This is a genomic window from Micromonospora sp. WMMD987 (assembly GCF_029581435.1).
Classification (GTDB): domain Bacteria; phylum Actinomycetota; class Actinomycetes; order Mycobacteriales; family Micromonosporaceae; genus Micromonospora; species Micromonospora rifamycinica.
On record NZ_CP120861.1, the window covers coordinates 4,063,309 to 4,088,354 of the forward strand.

The following is a 25,046-nucleotide window of genomic DNA, read 5'->3' on the forward strand; positions in this document are numbered from 1 at the left end:
AACCACCCCGGGTCCGGCTCCGTCTGTACGGCGGGCCGGGCGGTCGACGGACGCCTCTACGGGGGCTCCCGCCCCCCGGTTCACGCCGAGCACGAACTTTTTCCACAGCGGTGGCGATCAGCCTGGGAGGCGACATGGCAGCGTCCGACAACGACGGCGCGGAGCCGACGCAGAAGTCCAACCGGAGCACCGCGGCCCTGATCGGCGCGGCCGTGGCCGCCGGGCTGAGCTGCCTGGCCACCCCGGTGGCCGGGGTGATCGGCGCCGCCGGCGTCTTCGTGATCGGCGCGCTGGGCGTGCTGCTGGCCCCGCTGGTCGCGTTGATCCTGCTCTTCGGTGGTGGCGGCTCGGCCGACCCGGTCAGCGCCGCCGACGACTCGCTGGCCGCCGCGCAGGGCGACGGCAAGGGCACCCTCGATCCGGACCAGGTGCCCGAGGGGCTCGCCGACAGCATCGAGGAGGCCGGGAAGACCTGTCCCCAGATCGGTCCCGTGGTGATCGCCGCGCAGATCGAGGTGGCCTCCGGGTGGGATCCGGCGAAGGTGGGCGCGAACGGGGAGAAGGGCATCTCCCAACTCCCACCCGAGGTGTTCACGAAGTACGGCGAGGACACCGACGACGACGGCGACACCGACGCGACCGACGAGGAGGACTCGATCGCGGCCCAGGCCGCCCACGTCTGCGCGCTGGCCGGACAGGCCCAGTCCCTGCTCGACGACGGGCAGGCGATCGGCGAGGTGCTCGATCTGACGCTCGCCGCGTACGCCGTCGGCATCGACGAGGTACGCCGGGCCGGCGGCGTCCCCTCGACCAACGAGGCGCAGCTCTACCTGGCCCAGGTGCGGTCCCTGTTCGCGAAGTACCAGGGGCTCGGCGGCCCACCGCCGTCGTTCCCGCCGACCGCGACGCCCAGCGCCGAACCCACCGGCGACTGAACCACCCAGCGCCGAACCCACCGGCGAACGAGCCATCCAGTGCCGAACCCACCGGCGACCGAGCCGGCTCCCCGACCACCGGCCGGCCCCGGGGGGGGGCGACCCGACCGACCGCCAAACGACCGGCGGACCCTGATCCGACCGGCAGACCGACGAGGAGATCCCGATGACGGTGACGCAGCAGGAGCAACGCCCCGCCGAGGACGGGTCGCCGGGCGACGACCCGCCGGCGACCTCGCCGTTCATCCTCTATCTGCGCGACGACGAGTACACCGAGGAGCTGACGCTGCTCAGCAACTGGGTCCGGTTGCTCCTGGTACCGGTGTACGCCCGGGAGGTCTCCTCGGCCGCGCCCTGGTGCGGGCAGTGGTGGCGGCACCCCGAGGCGGTGGCGCAGTTGCACGGCCTGTGGCTGGCCTGGCAGGAGCTCACCGGGCCGGAGGCCGGGTTGTGCGGTCCGGCGAACTGGCACCGCGACTACCTCGAACCGGTGCTGAACAGCCTACGCAACCCGGCCGGCCCGTTCGCCGGGTGCAAGGGGGGAGCGCACCGGGCCAAGGAGGTCCCGCACACCGACCCGTACTGACGGCGACGGGCGGACCCGGGCCGGGACCGAGCCGTGCCGGGAGGGGGCAGGGATCGAGCCGGGCGGACCGGGGCCGGGTCAGGGGCGGGGGCGGCTCAGCGGGAGATCGGTGCGGTGACGATCGCGGTGCCGTCCACCAGCCCCACCGTGACGAAGGCGAGGTCGGCGACCGGCAGGGACAGTTCCCCGGTGACCTCCTGCGGCCCGGTGGAGGCCGTCCAGTCGCGTACCACGTGGGTGACGCCGTCGCGGGTGACGGCGAACAGGCGGTAGCGCAGACCCTGACGCAGACCGGTCGCGGTGATCCGGATGGTGGATCCGGTCCCCTCGTCGGTGGTGATCGCCACGGAGAGGCTCACCCCCTGGGCCGGCGCCTCGCCGGTGGCGGTGAGCACCACCCCGCTGCGGTCACCGAACCCGGTGACGGCCGCGACCCCACCGGCCAGGACGACGGCCACCACGGCGGCGGCCACCCCGCTCCAGAGCACCAGCCGGCGACGCCGGGCCGGGTCGGCGGGTCGGGTGCCGGCCGCTGCGGACGTCGTCCCCGGTCCGCCGCCTCCGGGGCGGCTGCCCGCCGGCCGGCTCCCGGCCGGACGGCCGGTGTCGGCGGCACGCGGACCGGTGCCCCGGCGGGTGGTCCCCCCTGCCGAGGTCGGGGTCGCCCCGGTGCCGGGCTCCGCGCCGGCGGTGGTGGACGCCGGTTCCACCGGAGATGGCTCCGCCCCGGTGTCGACGTCGGTGCCGGGGGCCGTGCCGTCCCCGACCCGGCCGCCGGAGGCCGCGCCGGCAACGGTGGACGCCGCGCCGGAAGCACCGGCCACCATGCCGGCGTCCGCAGTGGCACCGCCGGGCGGGGTGTCGGGGGCGACGGACGGCGGCAGACCGGCGGACGGGACCGGGGTACGGCCCGAAGGTGGGGTGAGCTCCGCAGGCGGCACGAACTCCGGCAGGCCACCCAGGTCGTCCCAGTCGGCGGCGTCCAGCCCGCCGAGGGCGCTGGTCACGCTGCCCATCTCCCCCGCCGCGGACAGGCACTCCCCGCAACCGGCCAGGTGGGCCTCGAAAGCGACCCGCTCGGCCTCGTCGAGCGCGCCGAGCAGGTAGAGGGCCAGGGCGGCATGCTCAGCGGTGGGATGTTCGCCGCCGGTGCGCATCACGCCCTCCTTCTCGACCCGGAGACACCGCTGACGGTGTGACGACCCCCGGGACGGCAGCCGTCCGGAGGGTCGAGCGGGAAATCGACACGTCGCGTCATCAGGACGACTCGGTCGGGCCGATCGCTGCGTGCAGCGCGCGTACCGCATAATACGTTCTGGACTTTACCGTACCCTCCGGGATTCCCAGTCGCTGCGCGGCCTCGGCCACCGAGGATCCCTTGTAGTACATCTCGACGAGCACCTCGCGGTGCTCCGGCTTGATCTGTCGCAGCGCCAGCCGGACCGTGTGGGTGCTGACCACCCGGTCCGTCTCGTCGTCGGCCGAGGCGAGCCGGTTGAGGTCGGGGATGGCCACCTCGGGTGGGCGGGCCTGCCGGGCACGCATCGCGTCGATGGCCACGTGCCGGGCGACCGTGTAGAGCCACGGGGCGATCCGGCGCGGATCCTCCGCCAGGGTCGGCAGGTTCCGCCAGGTGCGCAGGAACGTCTCCTGGACCAGGTCCTCGGCGAGTTCCTGCCGCCCGAGCACCAGCCGGGTCAGGAAACGCAGCAGCGGCCCCCGGTACTGCTCGTGGATCCAGCGCATCAGCGCCTCGGGGTCGGCCCGCTCGGCCGCCGCGTCGCCGGTGACCCCGGGCGCTTCGTTGGGCACCGCCGACACAGAACGCCTCCCCCTGACGTACGGGTCGCACCCGTACGGCCGCGCCGTCGTCGCGACGCCGAGCCCGCCTAGGAAGAGAGCATAACCGTGCTCATCGGACGGTTGACCGGGCCGTCGACCGTCCGGCCGGCGACCCGGGTTACCGGCCGGGGTGGCCGGCACCCCGCCCCACCGGTCGGCGCGGTCGGTACGGGCGGCGAGGGCGGTCGGGCTCATCGGCTGAACCGCAGCCAGCGGACGTTGACGAACTCCTCCGGCTGTCCACTGGCGAAGATCAGGTAGACGTCGTGCACGCCGGTCACCGGGGCCAGGTTCCCCGGCACGGTCACCCAGTTCTGCCAGCCACCGGTACCGGCCACCGCGATGCTGCCCACCGGCGGCAGACCCGGGGCGTCGAGACGTACCTCGATCAGGCCGGAGACGCCCGCCGGGGCGCCGGAGGCCACCCGGAGCTGGAACTGCGTCGCGGGCTCCCGGCCGAAGTCGACGCCCTGGTAGCCGACCCAGTCGCCGTGGGCGAGGAACCCCAGGTGGGCACCGCCCTCACTGGACGGTTCGACCCGGACGCCCTGCTGCCGGTCGAAGCCCGCCGCCGCGATCTCCTGCCCCACGCCCCGCTGCCCGCCGACGACGACGGGGACCGGCTCGACGACCACCGGAGCCCGCTCGACGACCACCGGGGACCGGACCCCGTCCGGCGGGGTCTCTCCGGGGCCGGCGCCGAACGGGGTCAGCGTGATCGTCAGCTCCTGCGGCCTGACGTCCTGGAGGTACGACGCGTGGCCGGCGACGTCGTCGAAGGGGAAGCCGTACGCCCGGCCGTCGGCGCTGTGCCGGTGTAGCACCCGGGAGTAGTGGTTGGTCACCGGATGCTGGTAATAGGCGTCCCGGTTGGTGGTCGGCTGGTCGGGCTGGTCGAGCACCGAGCGGTTGAACCCGGCACCGAGGACCGCCGCCACCGGCCCGGAGTGCTTGTCGTTCGGCGCGGCGAGCGCCCCGTCGCAGTGGAACACGTTCAGCGTCGAGGGCCGGTCGAAGGCCCGTACGCCGCCGTCGAAGGCCAGCCGTCCGTCGACCACCCGCCCCCGGTGGTCGCCGACGCGCAGCTCGGTGCGGCTGTACCGGTCCCACGTCTCGGCGATGTAGCCGTCGTAGTACCCCGGGTCGAAGCGGCCCGTCTCGATGCCCTTACCGGGCGCGAGGATCCGCAGCCCGCCGACCACCAGCCGTTCGAAGCCGGGCTGGCGGGCCAGCTCGGCGAAGATCGCGTCCCGGCCGCCGTCGACCAGCTTGCCGGTGGCCTGCTCCGCGGTGCCGAGCAGCCGGATCGACAGCGGGATGCTGAACATGTCCACGGTGGTGGTGTTGCAGTACATCCCGCTCTCGTCGTAGGTGAACTCGCAGCAGTCGTGCAGCACCCCGAAGCTCGGGTCGTCGGCCACCCACCCGACCGGGTACTGCAACGCCGGCCGCCCGTTGCCGTCGGTGACCACGGTGAACCGCAGCTGGCCGTCGATGGCGAAGTAGATCCGGCCCGACATCATCGGCAGCACGAACCGGGTCGTCCCGGACCCGGCCAGCGGCACCCCGATGTCGGCCGCGCCGTCCGGCCCGTTGTGCGCCGGGTCCGCCGGGGTGAACTGTCCGCTCTCCCGGACGTAGCCCATCGCGCCGGTCGTCGGGTCGGTGCCCACGACGTACATCCGGACCGCCGAGTTGGCGTACCGGCCGGTGCTGTTCACCACGTTCAACGGCAGACCACCCGCGGCCCGCGCCCGGGAGATCAACGGGGCCGCGACCAGCGGCACACCGACAGCGGCGGCACCGCCCAACCCCATGGCGAGTATCCTGCGGCGAGTCACCATCACAGCTCCGATCAACGACACGGCCATCGCCGCCGGCACCCGGTACGACCACGGCCCGGCCCGGCGGTAGCCACGTTGACGGCCCGCCACCGGCCTCGGTTCAATGTCGACCGGACCAAAATCATCCGATCCGATCCGAGCCCGGTGAACCGAGGACATCGCGCGTCCGTCACGACGGTGACGTCGCCACCCCGGAAGGGACACCTCCCGTGAAATCCGATCATCCCTCCGTACGCTCCCGACTGGGGTCGATCCCCCGTCGCACCGCCGCCACCGTGCTCGCCGGCCTCGCCGTGTCGTCCATGGTGGTGGCCGCCGTCGGCTGGGGCGCGGCCTCCGCCCGGGACGACGACCTGACCGGTCGGACCGTCTCGGAGGAGCACCTGACGACCATCACGGCCGCCGCCCGTTCCTGCCCGACGCTCACCCCGGCCCGGCTGGCCGGTCAGCTGATGGCCGAGTCGGGGTTGGACGGCCGGGCCACCCGGACCGCCTCCGGTGGCCAGGGCATCGCCGGTCTCGACGCCGCCGCCTGGAAGGCGTGGGCGCCGTGGCCGGGTGCGGAACGTTCCGACCCCGCCGCCAACATCCTCGCCCTGGCCCACCTGATGTGCGACCTCAACGGCCAGGTCCGGCTGGCGGACGTCCCGGGCGAGGCCTGGCGGCTCTCGCTGGCCGCCTTCCACACCGGCCTGGACGAGGTGCGCGACGCCAAGGGGGTGCCCGCCGACGCCGTCGAGTACGTCGACCAGGCCAGCGGGTACGCCGCCTACTACGGCAAGCTGACCGCGTTCGGCGGCTCCGGCCAGCCCCGCCCGAGCGGCGGCGTCCAGCAACCCAAGGCGGTGCCCGGCGGGTACACCGCGCTCGTGGTCCGGGCCGGCTCGGTCTGCCCCGAGGTCACGCCCCCGCTGGTCGCCGCGCAGCTGATGGCGCTGTCCGGCTTCGACGCCAACCTGCTCGGCCCCGAGGGTCAGCGGGGCATCGCGCAGTTCCGCCCCGAGGTCTGGCAGGCGTACGGTCCGACCGACGCCTCGGCCTGGGATCCGCAGGTGGCGATCCCGGCGGTCGGCACCGCCCTGTGCGCCCTGCACCGGGAACTGTCCGGGCTGGAGGGTGACCCGTCGCTGCTGGCGCTGGCCGCGTACCGCAACGGTCCGGCCGCCGTCCGGCAGACCGGTGGCGAGCTGGACGCTGGGACGCAGGCGTTCCTGCGGACCGTCCGGGACCACACCGACTACTACGCCCTGGACGGCCGGCTCCGGCCGGCGGCGTCGCCGTCTCCCCGTCCCTCGTCCACGCCGACCAGCACACCGTCGGCCACCCCCAGCGGCACCCCGGCCGCCCCGACGACGACCCCCGCGAGCACGCCGGCCACCAAGCCGAAGCCGGCACCGACCCGGCCGGCCGGCACCAAGCAGCTCGTCGGCAAGGAGACCGGGCTGTGCGTCACCGCCGGCACCAGCGACGGGGTACGCGCCGTGCTGCGCAAGTGTCAGGAAGAGAAGTCGCAGTGGTGGGACTTCCGCTCCGACGGCAGCGTCCGGGCCAACGGCCTCTGCCTCGACGTGGCCTGGGGTGAGAAGAAGGACGGCACGCCGGTGCAGGTCGCCGTGTGCAGCGGCAACCCGGCCCAGAAGTGGGAGTGGGTCACGTACAACAACCGCACGTCCCTGTTCAACCGGGAGACCGACCGGTGCCTGGACGTCGACGGCCACGGTGTGGGCGCCCCGATGATGTCCTGGATCTGCGTGTTCAACCCGAAGCAGACCTTCACCCGGCGCTGACCGACCACCACGGCCGGATGCCCGGTGCCCCCGTAGCGCGGGGGTACCGGGCATCCGGCCGGTGACCGGCTGCCGCACGGGCAGCACAGGGGCACCGGGCACCGACCCGTGGTCGGCGGCCGGGCGGCGAGGGTCAGCCGCCGAACCGGTTGCGGCGCAGCCGGAGCCCGAAGACGACACCGGCGCCGCAGAGCAGCGCGATACCGAGGATGACGGCGAGCGCCACCCCGGTGTTGCCCTGCTGCTGACTGGCCACCTGGTTGCGGTCGTCCACCGCCACCGACACCGAGGCAGCCGGGTTGATCATGCCGGAGCCGTACCTGTCGTCCTGGGCCGCCGTACCTATCGCGTCGGCGGTCCCCCGGATCCGCTCCTTGACCTGGGCGGCGGTCAGGTCGGGCTGGGCCGCCCGGATGAGGGCGGCCTGACCGGCCACGAACGCCACCGCGAACTCGGTGCCGGTGTTGCTGACCGCCCGGCCGCCGCCGACACCGAGACTCGCCACGTCCACCCCGGGCGCGACCACCTCGACCGCGCCCGCCGCGTACTGCTCGGCGAGCTGGTCACCGGCCCCGACCCCGCCGGTGAGCAGCAGCGCCCCTCCCCCCGACCGGCCGGCGGGCGACGGCGGCGGCACCGCCCTGGTCGGCGCACCGGCCACCAGCAGGACGTCGTGGTCGAGCGCGGTGGCCACCGAGGTCGCCACCGCCGGGTCGGTGAGATCGACGTGCGACCCGACCGCGACGACCGAGGCACCCGCGCTGACCGCCACCTCGATGGCGTTGGCCGCGTCGCCCGGCCGGGCCGCACCCGAGCCGCGGACGACCCGCACGGGCAGGATGGTGGCGTCCGGGGCGATGCCGACCGGACTGCCGTCGACGCTGCTGTCCCCGGCGATGATGCCCGCCATCGCGGTGCCGCTGCCCAGGCAGTCGGTGTCCCCGCGCCCGTTGCCGACGGTCACGTCCGCGCCGACCGCGACCCGGCCGCTCAACTGCTGGACGGTCGCGTCGACACCGGTGTCGACCACGGCCACCTTGACCCCGTTGCCCCGGGTCAGGGTCCAGGCGCTGTCGGCGGCCATTCGCAGCTGCGCCCAGTCCGAACGGCTGCTCGACGCGGTGGTGGCCGTGCACTTCGGACCGCTACCCCCCGGCCGGGGCGAACCACCGGTCCGGCTCGGAGTCGGGCTCGGGCTCGGGCTGGACTTCGGGCTGCCGGTGGGGTCCGGACCGGTCGCCCCGGTGGGTCGGGCACCCGGGGTGGGGCTCTTCCCGGTCGGGAGCTGGCCGTACGTCACCCCGGCACCGGCGGCGTCCCAGGGCAGCACCAGCTGCCACCCGGCCTTCAGCCGGCCCGGGTCGGTCAGCCGGGAACCGTCCGGCTGCACCCGCCCGGTGTTGAGGTGGTAGATCTCCGCCGACCGTTCACCGCTGCCGAGGAACCGCCGCGCGATCTCCGTCAGGTTCTCCGGCTGACCCTGGTACTGCGCCACGACCACGTAGTACTTCACGTAGGGCTGCGGGTCTTTCTTGGCTTTCGCGACCGCCGGCCCGGTCAGCGTCATCAGCACGCAGCCGGCCATCGCCACCGCGAGCAGGCGGGCAAGGATCGAGCGCTTCGCCAGCACTGGGTGTCCCCCTTCAGTCACCATGGCCGAGCGTCACCGGCCTCCACCGTCTATTGCGGATCTGCGGCCGGTCCGTTCAAATCAATCTGAACCAGATTTCCATGATCCTCGTCATGAGGTCAGCCGAGAGTACCGGCAGCTGATGACGGGAAGATCTCCTCGGGCCGTACCCCTCGGCGGGAGCGGGTGACCGGTAGGCGCACGGGCGTCCACCGTCGACGGCGGCGGCGGGCGGGCGGGCGGCACGGACGGACCCGTGCCGGTGGAGACGGAAGTGGGGCGACGGTGCACGGGTCTGGGCGGGCGATAGGGCCGGCGGGCGGTCACGGTCTGGACCGGGTGCCGGCCACCCGGCGCTTCGACCCGCGCCGCCACCGCCGGATCGCCGGGCTGTTCGACCTCTGGCTGGCCCCCGGGCCGGGCGGCCGGCTGGTGGTGCCCACCGCCCCCGACCGGCCGCTCGACGCCCGTGCCGTCGCCACCCTGGTCCGGCGGGGCGGGGACGCCGCCCAGGACGTGAGGATCCTCGCCGACGACGGGGCGCGGCACCTCGACCTGTTCACCGAGGTGGCCGGACTGCTCGGACACGACGTGCTGGTCAGCCCGGACGGTTCCGACATCCGGCACGCCACCGACCGGAGCACCGGCGGGACCACCCGACCGGGCACCGACGTCGCCCCCCTGGACGCGGTGCCGTTGGACCGGGTGACCCGCCAGCCGATGGACTGGCTCGTGCTCCAGCCACCGGATCTCGCCACCTCGCTGCCGGGCTGGTTCGCGGTGGACGACGGTCTGGTCCGTCCCCGTACCGGGGTGGTCGGCCTGCCGCTGCCGGACGGGCTCGCCCTCGCCACCCGGGCCGACTTCGTGACCAGGCGGGCCACCGCGCACCGGCTGGGCGCGTCGACCGGCGTGGTCACGGTGGCCGTCACGGCCCGTTCCGGGGGCTTCCTGGTCGGCGACTACAGCGGCACCCAGGACGTGCACGGCGGCGGCCAGCTCGCCGCGCTCCTCGGCGACCTGCCGCTCTACGGCGCCGACCTGCGCCTCTGGCTGACCTGGCCGTCCGACGCCGACGAGCAGGCCCGACTCCTCGCGCAGGTGGTCGAGCTGGCCGAGACGACCGGGGCCACCGTCTGGACCCCACCCGCCGGCGGCCGGGCCGACCTGGTCGACGACCGGCGTGACCTGCGCGCGTTCGACCCGGCCGGGGCGGTCGCCGCCTGGCGGGCGCACCGACCGCGGTACGCCGACGGCGCGTCCACCCTCGACGCCACCCCGGAGGGGCTGCTGGTGTCCCGCCGGGAGCGGCAGCGGATCGCGGTGGCGGCCGTCGCCAGCGTGGGCGACGCCTCCCCGGCGGTCGACGGCACGGCCGCCGACGACCCGACGACCGGTACCGGGCTCCCCGCCCCGGCCCCCGGTGGTGTCGCCGTCGGGTCCGCCGCGGTCGACGGCCCGCCCACCGGGGGTGCGGCGGCCGAGCAGCCCACCGGCCCTCTCCACCGGCCCACCGTGGTCACCGAGAGCCGCCGCACGGCGGGCTACGGCCCGCCCTGGTTGCGGGGGGGCCAGCAGGTCAACGCCGAGGCGTTCGAGGCGTTCGTCCTCACCGAGGGCGATCCCGCCGGCGCGGTCGCCGAGGGCGTGCCGAGCGTCGAGCTGTTCCTGGCCGCCTTCCTCGATCCCCGGTCCGCGCCGACCGGCAGCGACCTGCTGCGGGTCCGGATCGGGCCGGGGGGAGCCATCCCGACAGGGGTGTTGCGGTCACACGTCCCGGCCCGGTTCAAGCACGTCCTGGGTGGTCCCGACACCTATCTGCTGCCGGCGGCCCGACTCGACCGGGTACGGGTGCTGGGCGCGTTCCGCTGCGAGGGCTTCGGGCTGCTGCGGTCCACCGTGGAGACCACCGGGGGACCGCTGCGGATCCGCTCCGCACCGACCAGCCGGTCGCTCGCCGGGCTGCCCCACGACGTGCGCCGCTGGCCGGGCTTCGGCACCCGCCAGGCGTACGCCCTGCTGCCGGCGCGGTCACGGGGGCTGCCCCGGGGCTGGCTACCGCTCTACCAGCAGCGGCCCGTGGCCCGGCCGGGCCGACTGCTGCTGGAGGTACGGGTGCCGGCCGGCCGCACCGTCGACGTCGACGCCACCCACACCGCGCTGTCCGGGCTGCGCCTGGTGCGGACCAGGGTGGAGCGGCTGCACCGGGCCGGCGTACCGCTGGTCCTCGGCAGCCGGTCGTACGACCGGATCGTGGTGCAGCGCGCCTTCCGCGCGGAGGCGGGCGGTTGGCAGCGGATCCCGGAGGTGGCTCCCGGGCCGCTGCCGTCCGCCGTCGCCGGCCTTCAGTCCGCCGTACCCGGCCGGGCCGCCGACCCGCGCCCGTCGACCGGGTCCACCTGAACCGACCACCGTCCGGCGGGCACCGGCCCGATCACCACCGGCACGCACCGCCCACCGGTGTCGGTGGCGAGCCGACGCGCCCCGGCCAGTTCCGTGGCGGCCAGACCCGCGGTGAACACCACGTACGGCGGGGGCGGATCCGCACCGGGAGCGGGGGCGGCCGGCAGTCCCGGCAGGGACCGGCAGCCCTCCGGGGCCTGCCCGCCGAGCACCCCGCCCACCGTGGCCACGCCGATCCCGGCGGCGCGCAACTGCCGGGCGAAGAGGGCGGCGGTGTGCCGGCAGTCCTCGGTGTCACCGACCAGGGTCAGCACGTCCGGTGCCCGCCCCAGGTCGACGTGCAGCCGCCACGGCCCCCGGTGCCCCAGCACCAACGGCAGGCTCGCCGGTGGCGCCGCCTCGTCCGGGCCGAGCCAGGCGTAGGCGGGGGCGCCCCGGCCCGCCGCCACCCCGACCAGCCTGACCCGGATCGCCCCCAGCTCGGTCTCCAACTCGGTGTGCAGGTAGGGGACGTCGTTCCCGCTCGGCACCGCCGGTCGGGGCAGCTCGGGTCCGGCGGGCGTGGCCGGGGCCGCGGTCGCCGACCGGGCCGGTTCCGACCCCACCGGCGCGACGTCCCGGGCCGGCCCCACCGGTGGGGCCGGTGCCGCCGCTGGCACGATCTCCCCCGCGATCGGGGCCGCCGCTGGCACGACCTCCGCCACGGCCGGAGCCGGTGCTGGTACGACCTCCCCCGCGATCGGAGCCGCCGCTGGTACGACCTCCGCCGCGGTCGGAGCCGGAGCGGTCGGAGGCGGTGCCGCGTCGACCGCGGTGGGTCGGGGCGGTGCCGACTGGGGTGTCCGGGGCGGCCAGACCGGCTTCGGCGGCCGGACCGGGGCCGGCGACGAGGCGGCGGTCGCGGATTCGGTCGGCTCCGTCTCCGCGCTCCCCGCCGGTGCCGGTGCCGCCGACGCCGGCCGGATGCCGGGTGCCGGTGGCGGCGGACCCGACGGCGGCGACGCCTGCGGAGCCGGTGGGCTCGACGACGGAGCTGGCCGGCTCGACGACGGCATCGTCTGCGGTGCCGGTGCCGGTACCGGTACCGCCGCCGATTCTGGTGCTGGTACCACCGCCGATGCCGGTGCCGGCACGTCCGGCGACGGTGACGGCGCAGCGGCGGGTGCGGGCGGCACCGGTGACGGTGACGCTTGAGACGGCGCAACCGCGGGCAACACCGGCGACGGTGACGGCTGTGGTGGCGCAGCTGCGGGCGGCACCGGTGCCGGTCGCGGCGGCGGTGCCGGTCGCGGCGGCGGTGCCGGTCGCGGCGGCGGTGCCGGTCGCGGCGGCGGTGCCGGCCGGGTCACCGGCGCGGGCAGCGGGCGGGTCGGCCGGGCCGGCAGCGGCAGGACGGCCGGTGGCGGTGGTGCGGGCAGGACGGCCGGTGGCGGTGGGGCTGGCAGCGTCGCCGGTGCCGGTGGCGGCTCCGGACGGTCGGTCGCCGGACCGGCGGCGAGTTCGGCGGGGGTCGGGGTGTGGTGCCGCGACGGCGGCCAGGGTCCGTCGTCCTCCAGCACCACCCGGCGGCCCCCGCCGCGACGCAGCAGCATGACGGCGACGGCGGCGAAGAACACCGCCAGTATCCCGGCGCCGGCCCGGATCAGCAGGGGGCTCAACGGGCCGGTCGACTGGGGGGCGTCGGGAGGGCGCCCGACCGCCCGGGTGCCCGCCTGCGCCGGGGTGGCGGCGGGACGGGACGCGACCGTCGTGGACGGGGCCGCCGTCCGGGGCGTCGCGCTGGGGCGGGACGGGGTAGAGGCCCGTGCGCTCGGGCTCGGTGGGCTCGGTGGGCGTGAAGCGACCTGCGGCAGGCGTCCGATCCGTACCCCCTGGCCCTTCGCGTCCCGGGGCAGCACGAGCCGCCAGCCGGGGCGCAGGACCACGCCGTCGGTGAACGTCTCACCGTCCGGTTGCACCCGTCCCACGTTGAGGTCGACGATCTCCCGGAACCGGTTGCCGTTACCGAGGGTGCGCAGCGCGATGGCGTAGAGGTACTCCCGTTGCCCGTCGACCGGGGGTCCGACCACGTAGTACCGACCGGTCTCGGCGGGCACCGCACCGGCCGGTCCCGCCGGTACGACCAGCGCGATCCCGACCAACAGCACCATGACAAAGGCTCGCCGCATCCCCACCATCGCTTTCCACACCCTCGGTCGCACCGACATCCTCCCGTCCCGGCCCCCTTCTACGAACCGGGGTGCCGACGGTTCAACCCGAGCGGCACCGACCTGCCGTCGCGGGCGGTTCGTCCGCCGACGCGTCCCCTCCGCGCCGGGCGGAGGGCGGCGGCGTGAACCGTGACCAGGGGCCGTGCCAGGATGTGCCGGTGTCGTATCCCCCTCAGCAGTCGTACCCCTCCGCTCCCGGCGGCGTCACGCCGATGATCGCCTACCCGCAGCCGGTCCCGCCGCCACCCGGGCACGCGGTGCTCGTCGTCTCGGTCAACCGGGGGCCGTACCTGGTGCCCGTCCCGACCACCAGCCGCTTCAAGATCGACGGCCGGCTGGTCTCGATCCCCGGTGAGGGCACCTGGTACGTGGCCGTCCCGGCCGGGTCGCACGACGTCCGCTACACCGATTTCATGGGTATCCCCATCGTCACCACCGCGCTGACCGTCCAGCCCGGGGTGGTGTACCCGCTGGCGTTCAACTTCGGCGGTTGGCGCAACCGGGTCCGTGACGGACACGGCACCGACGTGACGAAGTTCGGCATGTGGTCCAACTACAGCATCGCGCTCGTCGTGCTGCCCGTGGTGGGTCTGCTCTGCTGTGGGGGCCTGGGCCTGATCAGCGCGCTCTCGACGTCCCCCTGACCGTCGGCAGCCGCCGGCCCGGGACACGGTAGCGTCGCCACCGATGCCCCCGGTACCCGGACCGACCCCCCTGACCACGGCGGAACGCGCGATCGACGTCCGCCTGCGCGCGGTCCTCGCCCGGTTGCCCCGCCACGGGCCGGCCGGCTGGCTGACCGAGTTCCTGGCCTTCGGGCTCAAGCAGGCCTGGGCCTGTGTGTTCGGCGGGGCGATGCTGGCCGTCATCCTGGCGGCCCGGCTCTGGTATCCGCCGGACGCCGCCCTCGCCCGCAACGACCTGCTGACCGTCGCCGCGGTCGCCCTCCAGGTGGCCATGCTGGCCGGCCGGCTGGAGACGCTGCGCGAGCTGCGGGTGGTGGTCCTGTTCCATCTGGTCGGGACGGCCATGGAGTTGTTCAAGACGCACGTCGGCTCGTGGTCCTACGCCCCGGAGGGGGTGCTGCGGCTCGGCGCGGTGCCGCTGTTCAGTGGCTTCATGTACGCCGCGGTCGGCTCCTACCTGGTCCGGGTCAACCGCCTGTTCGACCTGCGCTTCACCCGCTATCCCCGGCGCTGGGTGACGGCCGTCCTGGCCACCGCGATCTACGTCAACTTCTTCACCAACCACTATCTGCCGGACGTCAGATGGCTGCTCATCGCCGCCGTCGCGGCGGTTTTCGGCCGCTGCGTGATGCACTTCCGGGTCTTCCGGCACCGGCTGCGCATGCCGCTACCGGTGGCCTTCCTCCTGGTCGCCTTCTTCATCTGGCTGGCGGAGAACATCGCCACCTGGTCACAGGCGTGGCTCTACCCCGGCCAGGTCGCCGGTTGGGATCCCGTGTCGCCGACCAAGCTCGCCTCGTGGTTCCTCCTCATGATCATTTCGGTGGTGCTGGTCACCTGGGTCTCGCCACCACAGCCGCCGGAGAAACCGCAGTCACCGGAACTCCGACCGGCGGCGGGGACGACCCCGCCGCCGGAGACGACAGCGGCACCACCGTCACCGGGAGGCGCGTTCCCGTCGTCCCGTTCCGGTCCGACGCGACCCACCGGCGGCTGACGGGAACCCCGCCCGGGACTACCCCCGGGTGGAATCGCGTTCCGGATGCGGGGCCGGGGCCGGGAACGGGTGCAGGGCCGGGCGCGGGTCAGGGAAGGGGAGCAGATGCGGATCCGGGTGCGGGGCCGGGAGCGGTGGCACGGCCCGGTCCCGGGTGCGCTGGATCAGCACGACGCTCACCAGCACCAGCAGGGCCGCGCCCAGCGAGCCGGCCGGGACGCGTTCTGCGAGCAGCAGCGCCGACCAGAGCAGGGTGAGCACCGGCTGGGCAAGCTGGAGCTGGCCGACCCGGGCGATGCCACCCCGGGCCAGCCCCGCGTACCAGGCGAAGAAGCCCAGGAACATGGAGACCACGGTCAGGTAGCCGAATGCCGACCAGGCGACGGCGTCGGCCCGCGGCGGACGGGCCACGACGGTGACCAGGGTGACCGGCACGGTGACCGGCAACGCGTAGCGCAGCGCCCAGCAGATCGTCCGGGCACCGCCCAGTTCGCGGGCGAGCGCGCCGCCCTCGGCGTATCCGAGGCCGCAGAGCAGGACCGCGACGAGCAGGAACAGGTCCGACGGGGACGGCGCACCGCGCACCACGCCCCCGACGGTGAGGAAGACCAGCACGGTCAGCAGCCCGCCGCCGCTGGCGATCCAGAACAGCGGCGGCGGACGTTCCCCGCTGCGCAGCACCGCGAACACGGCGGTGACGGCCGGCAGCACGGTGACGACGACCGCACCGTGCGCGGCGGTCTGGTCGAGCAGCGCCAGCGAGGTGAACAGCGGGAAGCCGACCACCACGCCGAGGGCGACGACCGCCAGTCGCCGTCGCTGGGCACGGGTGGGCGGCGGGGTGCCGGTGAACCGGAGGTACGCCCAGGCCAGCAGCGCCGCGCCGACGGCCCGGCCGAAGGCGACGAACCACGGGTCGAGCTGCTGCACCGCGACCCGGGTGGCCGGCAGCGACATGCTGAAGGCGCACACGCCCAGCGCGCCCAGGACGAGGCCGGCCGACCGGTCGGCCGTTACCGTGGCGGGCACAGTAGCGTTACTCTCGGCTCTCATGGAAGACGATAACGCTGTCGACCGTGTTATCCAAGACCTGCGCCGTTCGGCGGCCGGCGCGGCTCCCGGCGCCCGGCTGCCGTCGGTCCGCGAGCTGACCGCCCGGCACCACGCCTCCCCCGTCACCGTCGCCGCCGCCGTCCGCCACCTGGTCGCCGAGGGGCTGATCGAGGCCCGCGCCGGCCGGGGCACCTTCGTGGCCATCCCGCCCCGGCCGGCTCCCGTCGCCGACCTGTCCTGGCAGACCGTGGCGCTCGGTCCCCGCCGGCCCGGTGAGGACGAGATGCGGGCACTGCTGGCGCTGCCGCCCGCCGGGGCGATCCCCCTGTCCGGCGGCTACCTGGACGCCGAGCTCCAGCCCGCTGCCGCGCTCGGCGCGGCGCTCACCCGCGCCGCCCGGCAACCCGCCTCCTGGCAGCGCGATCCGGCACAGGGCCGGGCCGATCTGCGCGCCTGGTTCGCCCGGGAGGCCGGGGGTGGCCTGCGCGCCGACGACATGGTGATCTGCTCCGGTGGCCAGGCCGCCCTGTCGTCGGCGCTGCGCGCCCTCGCCGCGCCCGGCGACACCCTGCTCGTCGAGTCACCGACCTACCTGGGCGCGCTGGCCGCGGCCCGGGCCGCCGGGCTGCGGGTGGTGCCGGTGCCCACCGACCCCGACGGGGTACGGCCCGACCAGCTCGCCGCCGCGTTCGCCCGGACCGGTGCGCGGTTGTTCTACTGCCAGCCGCTGTACGCCAACCCGCACGGCGCGACGCTCGCGGCGCGTCGTCGGGCCGGGGTGGCCGAGGCGGTCCGCGACGCTGGGGCGTTCCTGATCGAGGACGACTACGCCCGTGATCTCACCATCGACGGGCCGCCCCCGCCGCCGCTGGCCACCGACGACCCCGACGGACACGTCGTCTACCTGCGGTCGCTGACCAAGTCCGCCGCTCCCGGGCTGCGGATCGCCGCGATCGGCGCCCGCGGCCCGGCCGGTCTCCGGTTGCGGGCGGCGAGACTGCTCGACGACTTCTTCGTCGCCGGACCGCTGCAACAGGCCACCATGGAGTTCGTCAGCGGCCCGGCCTGGGAGCGGCACCGACGCACCCTGCGTACCGCGCTGCGCGCCCGCCGCGAGGCGTTGCTCACCGCGCTGCGCCGGCACCTGCCCGCGCTCGCCGGGCAGCCGGTCCCGCGCGGCGGCCTGCACCTGTGGGTCCGCCTACCGGAGGGGACCGACGACGTCGCGGCGGCCGCCGCGGCCGCCGCGGAAGGTGTCACCGTCTTCCCCGGCCGCCCCTGGTACGCCGCCGAGCCGCCGGCTGCGCACCTGCGCCTGAGCTACGCGTCCGCCCCGCCCGACCTGATGGACGAGGCCGTGCGCCGGCTCGCCCGTGCCCTGCGCGCCGGTTGAGCCCACCGGGCGCGGCCGCCGCGGGTGGCACGGCCGACCGGCCCGGTCAGCGCAACCGGCGCGCGGCGAACCGGGCCGGCGGATCGGCGATCGCGTCCTGCGCGGCGACCAGCTGGATCTCCCGGGTGCCCGCCGCAAGGGTCCGCTCCAGCACGGTGAAGACCGAGGCGACGGTGCGTTCCAGCGCCGTCGCGGGTGAGCCCGTCGTGCGCAGGTGGGCGAGGTAGAGCGCCGCGGTCACGTCGCCACCGCCGTTGGGGTTGATCGGCAGCAGTGGCGTGGTCACCGCCCAGGCGCCCGCGTCCGAGACGGCCATCACCTCCAGCGAGCCGGCCGGCGCGTCGTCGTGCAGCACGCTGGTCACCAGGACGTCGCGCGGCCCGGTCGCGCGGACCACGTCGACGGCGTCCAGCACGGCGGCCAGCGAGGTGGTCGTCCGACCGGCGAGGAAGTCCAGCTCGAAGTGGTTCGGGGTGATGATGTCGGCGCGCGGGACCACCACGTCGCGCAGGTACTCCGGGATGCCGGGCCGGACGAACATCCCCCGGCCGGTGTCGCCCATCACCGGGTCGCAGCAGTACACCGCGTCCGGGTTGGCCGCCCGTACCCGGTCGGCCGCGGCGAGGATCACCGCGCCCATCGCCGGGTCGCCCTGGTAGCCCGACAGCACCGCGTCGGCGGTGCCGAGGACCCCACGGTCGGCGATGCCCTCGATCACCTCCGCCACGTCGGCCGGGGCCAGCAGCGGCCCGCGCCACGCGCCGTACCCGGTGTGGTTGGAGAAGTGCACGGTGAGCACCGGCCAGACCTCGTGCCCGAGGCGCTGGAGGGGGAACACGGCCGCCGAGTTGCCGACGTGGCCATAGGCGACCGAGGACTGGATGGACAGGATCTTCACCGGCCCATCATGGCCGCTCCCGCCGACACCCCGGGTACGGGCCCACCGATTCGCCCCGGACGACCCCGCCGGGTCGTCCCCCGGCCCTGCCCACGGACGGTCCCGGCGGTCCGCCTCCGGCCCTGCCTCCCGGGGCGGCCCGCGCGGTGCGCGCCGTCCCGGGAACCCCTGGGACCGGTCGCCGGAGCCGGCCCTCAGCCCAGGTCGAGGGTGTACTGCGCGGTGTGCACCTTCCCGTCGATCTGAAAGTCGAAGAACGCCCGGTACCGGCCGGTGCTCGGGGCGGTCAGCCAGAACCGCACCGTCCCGTCCACCAGTTCCTGGTCCGGGTGGACGTGCACGTAGCCCAGGTCGCCCTCGCGTACCACCACCAGGTGCCCGTACGCCCCCAGGTAGCGCTCCAGACGGGCCGGGTCGACACCGTCGGGGCGGAAGGACAGCGGCACCGTCACGCCCACCGTGGGCGTGCCCCCCATCGTCACCGTGAACGGCCCGGCCGTCGACTGCGACGCGGCCGGCGGCAGCGGGACCGGGGTGTGCGCGCCGGGCACCTGGTGGTCGACGCCCAGGACCAGCGGCACCGTAGCGCCGTCGGCACCGGTCACCGAGAAGTCGGCGTAGATCCGGTAGCCGCCGGGGCGGGCCAGCGTCAGCGGGACGCTCCAGGTGCCGTCCGCCGCCATCGTCGGGTGCAGATGCTGGTAGCCGCTCAGGTCCCGCCCCACCACGACGAGGTGCAGCGGCTTGTCGTGCACGACCGCGAACCGGGTGGCCGCCTGCCCGTCCGCGCCGACGATCCGGAACCGGTAGTCGGCCCGTACGCCCGCCGGCTGGGTGCGGGCCGTCGGCTGCACGGTGTAGCCACCGGCGTTGACCGACAGCCCGGTCACCTGCGCCTGCGCCCCACCGGCGTCGCCGGGGTGGGTGTGCGCCCCGGTGCCGGGCCCGTGCTGGTGCCCGTCCGCCGCCGACAACCCGGCGCCGGTGGCCGGCGGCGCGACGGTGGTGGTGCTGCCGGCCGGTCGGGTGCCGGAGCCGATCCGGCCGAGCCCGAAGCCGGCCAGCAGGGCCACCACCAGTCCTCCGACCAGCAATGCGAGACCCGTGTTACCCAGTCGGGCCCCGGCGGTCGACGCGGCCCCGGCCGCTGCGGCCGGCTCCCCGTCGACGCCGGACGCCGTCACGTCGGGTGCCGACCCGCCGGATGCCGACCCGCCGGTGCCGGAGATCGCCTCGCCCGGTGCCGTCCCGCCGGTGCCGGGGATCCGCTTGTCGGGTGCCGTCCCGTCGGTGCCGGTGGCCCCCTCGGCCGGTGCCGTCCCGGCGGTGACCGGTGCCACCCGCACCGTCACGGGCGTCGCGTCGGCCGTGGCCCGGTTCGCCTTCGTCCTGGCCGGTACCGCCCCGGTCCTGGCGGAGGCCGCCTGTGCCCTGGCGGGTGTGGTCACCGGTGCGGTGACCACCGCACGACGGGCGGCGACGGGACGGTTCGCCTTCCTGCCGGCGTCCGTCGCCTTCGACCGGTTGGCACCGGCGCCGGACCGGCCGGCCGTTCCCCGGGCGCGCGGTCGGCCGGCCGAGCGACCGGCGGGCCGGGTGGCCGGAACCGGGCGACGTCGCCACGCAGCGAAGCCGACCGCGGCCGCGACCAGCACCGCACCGCCGGCCCAGGCCAGCCAGCCGAGGCCGCCCTCGTCGTCGGGGGCGGCGGCCGGTGGGGCGGCCGGGGCCACCGCGGTCACGGGGGCGGTCGGCACCGCGGAGGCCGCCGAACCGCCGGTATGGCCGGAGGTGGCGTGCTGTTCGGCGGCGGCCACCAGCGCCGGGTCCGGCTGGTCGACCGGCGGCTGCCAGCCCTGCGGCGCCGTGGTCGCGCGTCCGGTGTAGCGGAAGGTCATGGTGCCCCGGACCGGCTCGCCGTCGGAGGCCACCGACAGGTAGCTCACCGCGTACTGTCCCGCCGCCGGCAGGTGGGCCAGCGTCACCACCGCCGGGAAGCCGGTGCTGTACTCCTTGGGCTCGAACTTCCCGTCGACCAGCAGGTACTCCCGGACCGGCTTGTCCAGGGGCCGGGGTGAGCCCTGCCGCCAGCCGTTGTCGACCCGACCGCCGCCGGGTGCGGTGACAGTGAAGTACGCGTTCGCCGCGACCTGCTCGGTGAAGTACAGCTCCACTTCGGTCAGCGGCTCGGCCACCGTGGCGTTGGCCGCCGGGGTGGACATCGCCAGCGTGCCGTGCGCCTGCGCCGGGCCGGTGGGAAGCAGCACCACCGCCGCGGCGAACACGAGGGCGAGCAGGCCGGCGAGGGCACGTCCGGCGGGTCCGGCGGCCGGAGGGGAACAGCGCATCGGATCATCCTCACGAAGAGCCGACTTCAATCAATAGTTCACTAACTTTTTACGCAGATGGCAAAAGTTTTGGCTACAGCATCCCAACCTCGGATCAGGATGATCAAAACTCGGCCACGGCTCTCCACCCGTACTCGCCGGGTCACGGTGAGCCTCCGTTTCCGCCCGGGACGGGTGATCCGTCGACGCCTCGCGTCCGTACCAGTGGGCGGGGGTGACGCCGGGTATGCCGTACGCTCACCCGGGACCTACTACACCCCGTCGTTACCGTGGGACGGACGACGACGGCCACGGCGAGCGGCAGGACCGGACACGGAGGTGGCAGGTGAGCGACGACGACGCGGAGGTCACCGCGTGGGCGCTGGCCGCGGGTCGGGGTGACCGGGAGGCCGCGGCCCGCTTCATCCGGGCGACCCAGCAGCACGTACGGCGGTTCGTCGCCCACCTGATCAGTCCCGCCGAGGCCGACGACCTCACCCAGGAGACGTACCTGCGGGCGATGCGGTCACTGCCGTCGTTCGCCGCCCGGTCGTCGGCCCGGACCTGGCTGCTCGGCATCGCCCGCCGCACCGCCGTCGACCACGTCCGGGCCGCCACGTCGCGCCCGCGTACGGTGCCGCTGTCCGAGTGGCACGACGCCCCGGACGCCCGGGGCAGCGGCTTCGACGGCGAGGTGGTCCTCAACGACCTGCTGCTCGCCCTGCCCGCCGACCGTCGGGAGGCGTTCGTCGCCACCCAGGTCCTCGGCCTGTCCTACGCCGAGGCGGCCGAGGTGTGCGGCTGCCCGGTCGGCACCATCCGGTCCCGGGTCGCACGGGCCCGGGAAGACCTCGTCGCGGCGGTCGACGGCAACCCCCAGGCGATCCGCCGCCGGCCCGGAAGCGCCGCCGGCTGACCGCTGACCTGGGCCGTCACGGCGAGCCGGGGAAGGCTGCGGGAACCACGACGCCCTGCGATCCGACTACCGGTACATGGGGTGTGAGCAGTGGCGTGAGATCCTGTCGGCGCAGCTGGACGGCGAGGAGACCCCCGCCGAGCGGATCGCGGCCGACGCCCACCTGGACCGGTGCGTGGGCTGCCGGGAGTGGTGCGACCGGGCCGCGACGGTGACCAGACGGTCCCGGCTGACCCTGTCCACCCCCGGCCCCGACCGGCAGCGCCGCACGACAGTCGCCCCCGGACCCGGCCGGCAGCCCCGCACGGCGGCGACCCCCGGCCCCGACCGGCGGCACCCGACGGTCGGCGGTCCCGGCTCCGACCTCTGCGACGTCGTCCTGGCCACGCTCCCCGCGCCCCGCCGGCTCCGCAACCGGATCGTGGTCGCCCTGCGCGCCGGGCTGGCCCTCATCGGCGCCCTGCAACTGGTGCTGGGGCTGGCCCAGGTCGGTCGGGGTCCGGCGGTCGGCCACGCCCATGGCGCACTCGACGCGCTGGCGTCCGGACACCTGTGGCACGAGTCCGCAGCCTGGAACATCGCCGTCGGCGCCGGCTTCCTCGTCGTCGCGACCCGACGCACCCCGACCGGCGGGCTCCTGCCGACCCTGAGCGCCTTCGTCGGGGCGCTGGTGCTGCTCTCGGCCAACGACCTGGTCACCGGCCGGGTGGAGCCGGCCCGGCTGGTCAGTCACGGCTTCCTGGTCACCGGTTACCTGATCGTGGTCGGCCTGTCCCGGCCCCGGCTGCGACCGGACGGTCCGGCGGGACGCGACCGCCACGACCGTCCCGCCTGGCGGCTGCCCGCGCACGACGTACCCACCGCCACGCCGACGCTACGGCTGTTGCCGCCCCATCCGGGTTCGGCCCGGGTCCGCGACCGGTCGGCGGCCTGACCGGACGCCGCCCGGACAGCCGACGGAAGACGATCCCGACCGGCCGGAACTTTCGGTGCCCGGTGCCCGACCAACGGGACAGAACATCAGCACAACGGAGGAAGAACCCATGCGCCCCACCGGCCCGCTCGGCTCACACCGACGCCCGTCCGTCGTCCTCGCCACCACCGCAGCGCTGCTGGCGCTCGGCATCGCCGGCTGTGGCCCGGCCGACCCGGCTGCGGGCCCGCAGCCGGGCGGCCCGGCCTCGGCGAGCACGGCCGCCGGGGCGGTCGAGATTCGTGACCCGTGGGTCAAGGCGGCCGACAAGGGGATGACGGCGGCCTTCGCGACCCTGGTCAACGGCGGCGACACCGACGTGACGGTGACCGGCGCGACCACCTCGGTGTCGCCGATGGAGCTGCACGAGATGACCATGAAGGACGGAAAGATGGTCATGCGGCAGAAGGAGGGTGGCATCGTGATCAAGGCGAGGGGCACCCATGTCCTGGAACCCGGTGGCGACCACCTGATGCTGATGGACCTCCGCCAGCCGGTGCGGGCCGGTGACGCCCTCACCGTGACCCTCACCTTCGGTGACGGTCGGACCGAGCAGTTCACCGCCGTGGCGAAGCCGTTCACCGGCGCACAGGAGAGCTACGCCCCCGGCCACGGCGCTCCCATGCCGAGCATGAGCGGGCAGCCGACGACGAGTCCGGCGTCGTGACCACGACTCCGCCCGCGCGGGCGGTGAGCCGGCGGGGTCTGCTCGCCGGCGGGGCGTTGGCCGCGGGGGGCGCGGTGGCCGGCGGGACGGTGGTCGCCACCGCCGGTGACCGGGGTGCCGCTGGTCGGCCGGCGGTGGCCGGGCCGAGTCCGGTGGCGGCCGTCGGCGCGCTGGTCGAGCCGTTCCACGGCCCCCGCCAGGCCGGGGTGACCACCGAGCCACAGGCCCACGGCGCGTTCGTCGCGTTCACCCTGCGGCCGGGAACCGACCGGGCGGCGCTGGGCCGGTTGCTGCGGCTGCTCAGCGACGACGCGGCCCGGCTCACCCAGGGTCGGCCCGCGTTGGCCGACACCGAGGCGGAACTCGGCCTGCTGCCCGCCCGACTCACCGTGACCTTCGGTTTCGGCCCCGGCCTGTACCGGGCCGCCGGGCTCGACGACCGCCGGCCGCCGTCGGTGGTCGACCTGCCCGCGTTCCGTGTCGACCGGCTCCAGCCGGCCTGGAACGGCGGCGACCTCCTCCTGCAGATCTGCGCCGACGACGCGGTCACCGTCGCCCACGCCCAACGGGTGCTGATCAAGGACAGCCGGCCCTTCGCCACCGTCCGCTGGGTGCAGCAGGGCTTCCGGCGCAGCCCCGGCGTCGAGCCCGCCGGTCACACCCAACGCAACCTGTTCGGCCAACTCGACGGCACCGCCAACCCGCGCCCCGGCCCGCCCGTGGACACCGCCGTCTGGGTTCCCGACGGCCCGGCCTGGCTCAAGGACAGCACCACCCTGGTGGTACGCCGGATCAGCATGAACCTGGAGACCTGGGACCTGCTCGGTCGCACCGACCGGGAACTCGCCGTCGGCCGTCGCCTCGACACCGGCGCCCCGCTCACCGGCACCGCCGAGCACGACGAACCCGACTTCGCCGCCACCGGCGAGGACGGTCTCACCGTCATCCCCGACTTCTCCCACCTCACCCGGGCGCACGTCACCGACGACCGCCTGAAGATCCTGCGCCGGCCCTACAACTACGACGGCACACCCACCGCGCAGGGGCACGCCGACAGTGGACTGATCTTCGCCGCCTACCAGGCCGACATCACCGCGCAGTTCCTGCCCATCCAACGCCGGCTCGCCGACCGGGACCTGCTCAACGAGTGGACCACCCCGATCGGCTCCGCCGTCTTCGCCGTCCCGCCCGGCTGCCCCCCGGACGGCTGGATCGGCCAACAGGTGCTCGGATGAGCCGGCCCGACGGAGCATCATGATCACCTCGTCCCGCCGTTCCGCCGTCGTCCGGTTCGCCGCCGCGCTGCTGGCCGCCGGGCTGGCGCTGCTCGTCGCCGCGACACCGGCCCGGGCGCACAACAGCCTCACCTCGGCCTCCCCGGCCCGGGAGGCGACGCTGCCCAGCGCGCCCACCGAGATCACGCTCGAATTCCTGGCCCGGCTGGACCCGGCCTTCACCACCATCGTGCTCACCGACGGGACGAAACGGCGCGTCCCCACCGGCGATCCGGTGGTCACCGGGACGAAGAGCACCGTCCAGCTGACCGGCACCCTGCCCAACGGGACGTACACCGTGGCGTACCGGGTGGTGTCCGCCGACGGGCACCCGGTGCAGGGGTCGTACCCGTTCACCGTGGCCGACCCCGCCGGCGCTGCCGCGCCGACCGCCGCGCCCACCACCGGGCCGGCCTCCCCGGCCGTCGCCGCCGTCCCGGCCGGGGACGGCGGGGACGGCGGTGGCCGGGGCACCGTCCTGGGCGTGGCCGGCGGCACGGCGGTCGTCCTCATCCTGGCCGTCGGTGTGTTCCGCTGGCGACGCCGGTCGCCGCGCCGCTGAGGGCGGACCCCGGGACGACGGGACCGGACCGTCCGGTGTCGACCCCACGGTGACCGCCGGCAG

General features: G+C 75.2%; 21 protein-coding genes. 13 read left to right on the forward strand and 8 right to left on the reverse strand.

The annotated features are described in order from the left end of the window. Window positions 1-134: 134 nt before the first annotated feature. Together O7612_RS17145 and O7612_RS17150 are read left to right on the forward strand one after the other, a co-directional pair. Window positions 135-935 carry a transglycosylase SLT domain-containing protein gene (locus O7612_RS17145; RefSeq protein WP_282265497.1) on the forward strand — a complete coding sequence of 267 codons (801 nt, stop codon included), beginning with the start codon at window positions 135-137 and terminating at the stop codon, window positions 933-935. Between the two features lie 166 nt (window positions 936-1,101). Continuing rightward, window positions 1,102-1,521, forward strand: a complete 420-nt coding sequence (locus tag O7612_RS17150) for a DUF4913 domain-containing protein (RefSeq protein WP_282265498.1) — start codon at window positions 1,102-1,104, stop codon at window positions 1,519-1,521. A 95-nt stretch (window positions 1,522-1,616) separates the two neighbouring features. On the opposite strand, the gene O7612_RS17155 is transcribed toward O7612_RS17150, so the two are convergent. The 3 genes from O7612_RS17155 to O7612_RS17165 all read right to left on the reverse strand — a co-directional run bounded on the left by O7612_RS17155 (window position 1,617) and on the right by O7612_RS17165 (window position 5,180). After that, window positions 1,617-2,678: a zf-HC2 domain-containing protein gene (locus tag O7612_RS17155; RefSeq protein ID WP_282265499.1), complete on the reverse strand. Its 1,062-nt coding sequence runs from the start codon at window positions 2,676-2,678 to the stop codon at window positions 1,617-1,619. 100 nt (window positions 2,679-2,778) lie between these two features. Next, window positions 2,779-3,333, reverse strand: a complete 555-nt coding sequence (locus O7612_RS17160; protein ID WP_282265501.1) for a sigma-70 family RNA polymerase sigma factor — start codon at window positions 3,331-3,333, stop codon at window positions 2,779-2,781. 221 nt (window positions 3,334-3,554) lie between these two features. After that, on the reverse strand, window positions 3,555-5,180 hold the full coding sequence (locus O7612_RS17165) for a beta-1,3-glucanase family protein (protein WP_282265503.1): 1,626 nt from the start codon (window positions 5,178-5,180) through the stop codon (window positions 3,555-3,557). A gap of 236 nt (window positions 5,181-5,416) precedes the next feature. Between O7612_RS17165 and O7612_RS17170 the strand changes: the two genes are divergently transcribed. Next, on the forward strand, window positions 5,417-6,994 hold the full coding sequence (locus O7612_RS17170) for a ricin-type beta-trefoil lectin domain protein (protein WP_282265505.1): 1,578 nt from the start codon (window positions 5,417-5,419) through the stop codon (window positions 6,992-6,994). Window positions 6,995-7,127: 133 nt separating this feature from the next. Here O7612_RS17170 and O7612_RS17175 read toward each other — a convergent pair whose 3' ends face one another. After that, window positions 7,128-8,624 carry a S8 family serine peptidase gene (locus O7612_RS17175; protein ID WP_282265508.1) on the reverse strand — a complete coding sequence of 499 codons (1,497 nt, stop codon included), beginning with the start codon at window positions 8,622-8,624 and terminating at the stop codon, window positions 7,128-7,130. Window positions 8,625-8,963: 339 nt separating this feature from the next. Between O7612_RS17175 and O7612_RS17180 the strand changes: the two genes are divergently transcribed. After that, complete coding sequence (locus tag O7612_RS17180) at window positions 8,964-11,027, forward strand: hypothetical protein (protein ID WP_282265510.1); 2,064 nt, start codon at window positions 8,964-8,966, stop codon at window positions 11,025-11,027. On the opposite strand, the gene O7612_RS17185 is transcribed toward O7612_RS17180, so the two are convergent. Next, window positions 10,970-11,731: a hypothetical protein gene (locus tag O7612_RS17185; protein ID WP_282265511.1), complete on the reverse strand. Its 762-nt coding sequence runs from the start codon at window positions 11,729-11,731 to the stop codon at window positions 10,970-10,972. The two genes, O7612_RS17180 and O7612_RS17185, sit on opposite strands and share 58 nt — an antisense overlap. A gap of 109 nt (window positions 11,732-11,840) precedes the next feature. Between O7612_RS17185 and O7612_RS17190 the strand changes: the two genes are divergently transcribed. The 3 genes from O7612_RS17190 (at window position 11,841) to O7612_RS17200 (ending at window position 14,920) form a co-directional block, all read left to right on the forward strand. Then, the gene (locus O7612_RS17190) at window positions 11,841-12,221 is read left to right on the forward strand and encodes a hypothetical protein (protein ID WP_282265513.1); all 381 of its coding nucleotides are present in this window, start codon (window positions 11,841-11,843) and stop codon (window positions 12,219-12,221) included. A gap of 1,174 nt (window positions 12,222-13,395) precedes the next feature. Continuing rightward, on the forward strand, window positions 13,396-13,881 hold the full coding sequence (locus O7612_RS17195; protein WP_282265514.1) for a hypothetical protein: 486 nt from the start codon (window positions 13,396-13,398) through the stop codon (window positions 13,879-13,881). A gap of 43 nt (window positions 13,882-13,924) precedes the next feature. Continuing rightward, window positions 13,925-14,920 carry a DUF817 domain-containing protein gene (locus tag O7612_RS17200; protein ID WP_348774233.1) on the forward strand — a complete coding sequence of 332 codons (996 nt, stop codon included), beginning with the start codon at window positions 13,925-13,927 and terminating at the stop codon, window positions 14,918-14,920. 18 nt (window positions 14,921-14,938) lie between these two features. Here O7612_RS17200 and O7612_RS17205 read toward each other — a convergent pair whose 3' ends face one another. Continuing rightward, the gene (locus O7612_RS17205; protein WP_282265516.1) at window positions 14,939-15,949 is read right to left on the reverse strand and encodes a DMT family transporter; all 1,011 of its coding nucleotides are present in this window, start codon (window positions 15,947-15,949) and stop codon (window positions 14,939-14,941) included. 22 nt (window positions 15,950-15,971) lie between these two features. Between O7612_RS17205 and O7612_RS17210 the strand changes: the two genes are divergently transcribed. Then, window positions 15,972-17,366, forward strand: coding sequence for a PLP-dependent aminotransferase family protein (locus O7612_RS17210; RefSeq protein ID WP_282265518.1), 1,395 nt, complete (start codon window positions 15,972-15,974; stop codon window positions 17,364-17,366). 46 nt (window positions 17,367-17,412) lie between these two features. Here the strand turns inward: O7612_RS17210 and pdxY are convergent, their stop codons facing one another. Continuing rightward, the gene (gene pdxY / locus O7612_RS17215; protein ID WP_282265520.1) at window positions 17,413-18,264 is read right to left on the reverse strand and encodes a pyridoxal kinase PdxY; all 852 of its coding nucleotides are present in this window, start codon (window positions 18,262-18,264) and stop codon (window positions 17,413-17,415) included. Window positions 18,265-18,458: 194 nt separating this feature from the next. Next, window positions 18,459-20,612: a copper resistance protein CopC gene (locus O7612_RS17220; RefSeq protein ID WP_282265522.1), complete on the reverse strand. Its 2,154-nt coding sequence runs from the start codon at window positions 20,610-20,612 to the stop codon at window positions 18,459-18,461. A 325-nt stretch (window positions 20,613-20,937) separates the two neighbouring features. Between O7612_RS17220 and O7612_RS17225 the strand changes: the two genes are divergently transcribed. From O7612_RS17225 to O7612_RS17245, 5 genes are all read left to right on the forward strand, one after another. After that, window positions 20,938-21,507 (forward strand): sigma-70 family RNA polymerase sigma factor, encoded by a 570-nt coding sequence (locus tag O7612_RS17225; RefSeq protein WP_282265525.1) that lies wholly within the window; start codon window positions 20,938-20,940, stop codon window positions 21,505-21,507. Window positions 21,508-21,583: 76 nt separating this feature from the next. Then, window positions 21,584-22,441, forward strand: coding sequence for a zf-HC2 domain-containing protein (locus O7612_RS17230; RefSeq protein ID WP_282265528.1), 858 nt, complete (start codon window positions 21,584-21,586; stop codon window positions 22,439-22,441). 109 nt (window positions 22,442-22,550) lie between these two features. Then, window positions 22,551-23,147 (forward strand): copper chaperone PCu(A)C, encoded by a 597-nt coding sequence (locus O7612_RS17235; RefSeq protein WP_282265530.1) that lies wholly within the window; start codon window positions 22,551-22,553, stop codon window positions 23,145-23,147. Between the two features lie 23 nt (window positions 23,148-23,170). Then, window positions 23,171-24,382, forward strand: coding sequence for a Dyp-type peroxidase (locus O7612_RS17240; protein ID WP_282273944.1), 1,212 nt, complete (start codon window positions 23,171-23,173; stop codon window positions 24,380-24,382). Between the two features lie 19 nt (window positions 24,383-24,401). Further along, complete coding sequence (locus tag O7612_RS17245; RefSeq protein ID WP_282265532.1) at window positions 24,402-24,983, forward strand: copper resistance CopC family protein; 582 nt, start codon at window positions 24,402-24,404, stop codon at window positions 24,981-24,983. Window positions 24,984-25,046 lie beyond the last annotated feature (63 nt).

Excerpts from the sequence above, each read along its gene's own strand:
- O7612_RS17150 (WP_282265498.1), top strand. The coding sequence starts at position 1,102 with ATGACGGTGACGCAGCAGGAGCAACGCCCCGCCGAGGACGGGTCGCCG.
- O7612_RS17235 (WP_282265530.1), top strand. The coding sequence starts at position 22,551 with ATGCGCCCCACCGGCCCGCTCGGCTCACACCGACGCCCGTCCGTCGTC.
- O7612_RS17165 (WP_282265503.1), bottom strand. The coding sequence starts at position 5,180 with ATGGGGTTGGGCGGTGCCGCCGCTGTCGGTGTGCCGCTGGTCGCGGCC.
- O7612_RS17155 (WP_282265499.1), bottom strand. The coding sequence starts at position 2,678 with ATGCGCACCGGCGGCGAACATCCCACCGCTGAGCATGCCGCCCTGGCC.
- O7612_RS17245 (WP_282265532.1), top strand. The coding sequence starts at position 24,402 with ATGATCACCTCGTCCCGCCGTTCCGCCGTCGTCCGGTTCGCCGCCGCG.
- O7612_RS17200 (WP_348774233.1), top strand. The coding sequence starts at position 13,925 with ATGCCCCCGGTACCCGGACCGACCCCCCTGACCACGGCGGAACGCGCG.
- O7612_RS17145 (WP_282265497.1), top strand. The coding sequence starts at position 135 with ATGGCAGCGTCCGACAACGACGGCGCGGAGCCGACGCAGAAGTCCAAC.
- O7612_RS17230 (WP_282265528.1), top strand. The coding sequence starts at position 21,584 with ATGGGGTGTGAGCAGTGGCGTGAGATCCTGTCGGCGCAGCTGGACGGC.
- O7612_RS17220 (WP_282265522.1), bottom strand. The coding sequence starts at position 20,612 with ATGCGCTGTTCCCCTCCGGCCGCCGGACCCGCCGGACGTGCCCTCGCC.
- O7612_RS17210 (WP_282265518.1), top strand. The coding sequence starts at position 15,972 with ATGGAAGACGATAACGCTGTCGACCGTGTTATCCAAGACCTGCGCCGT.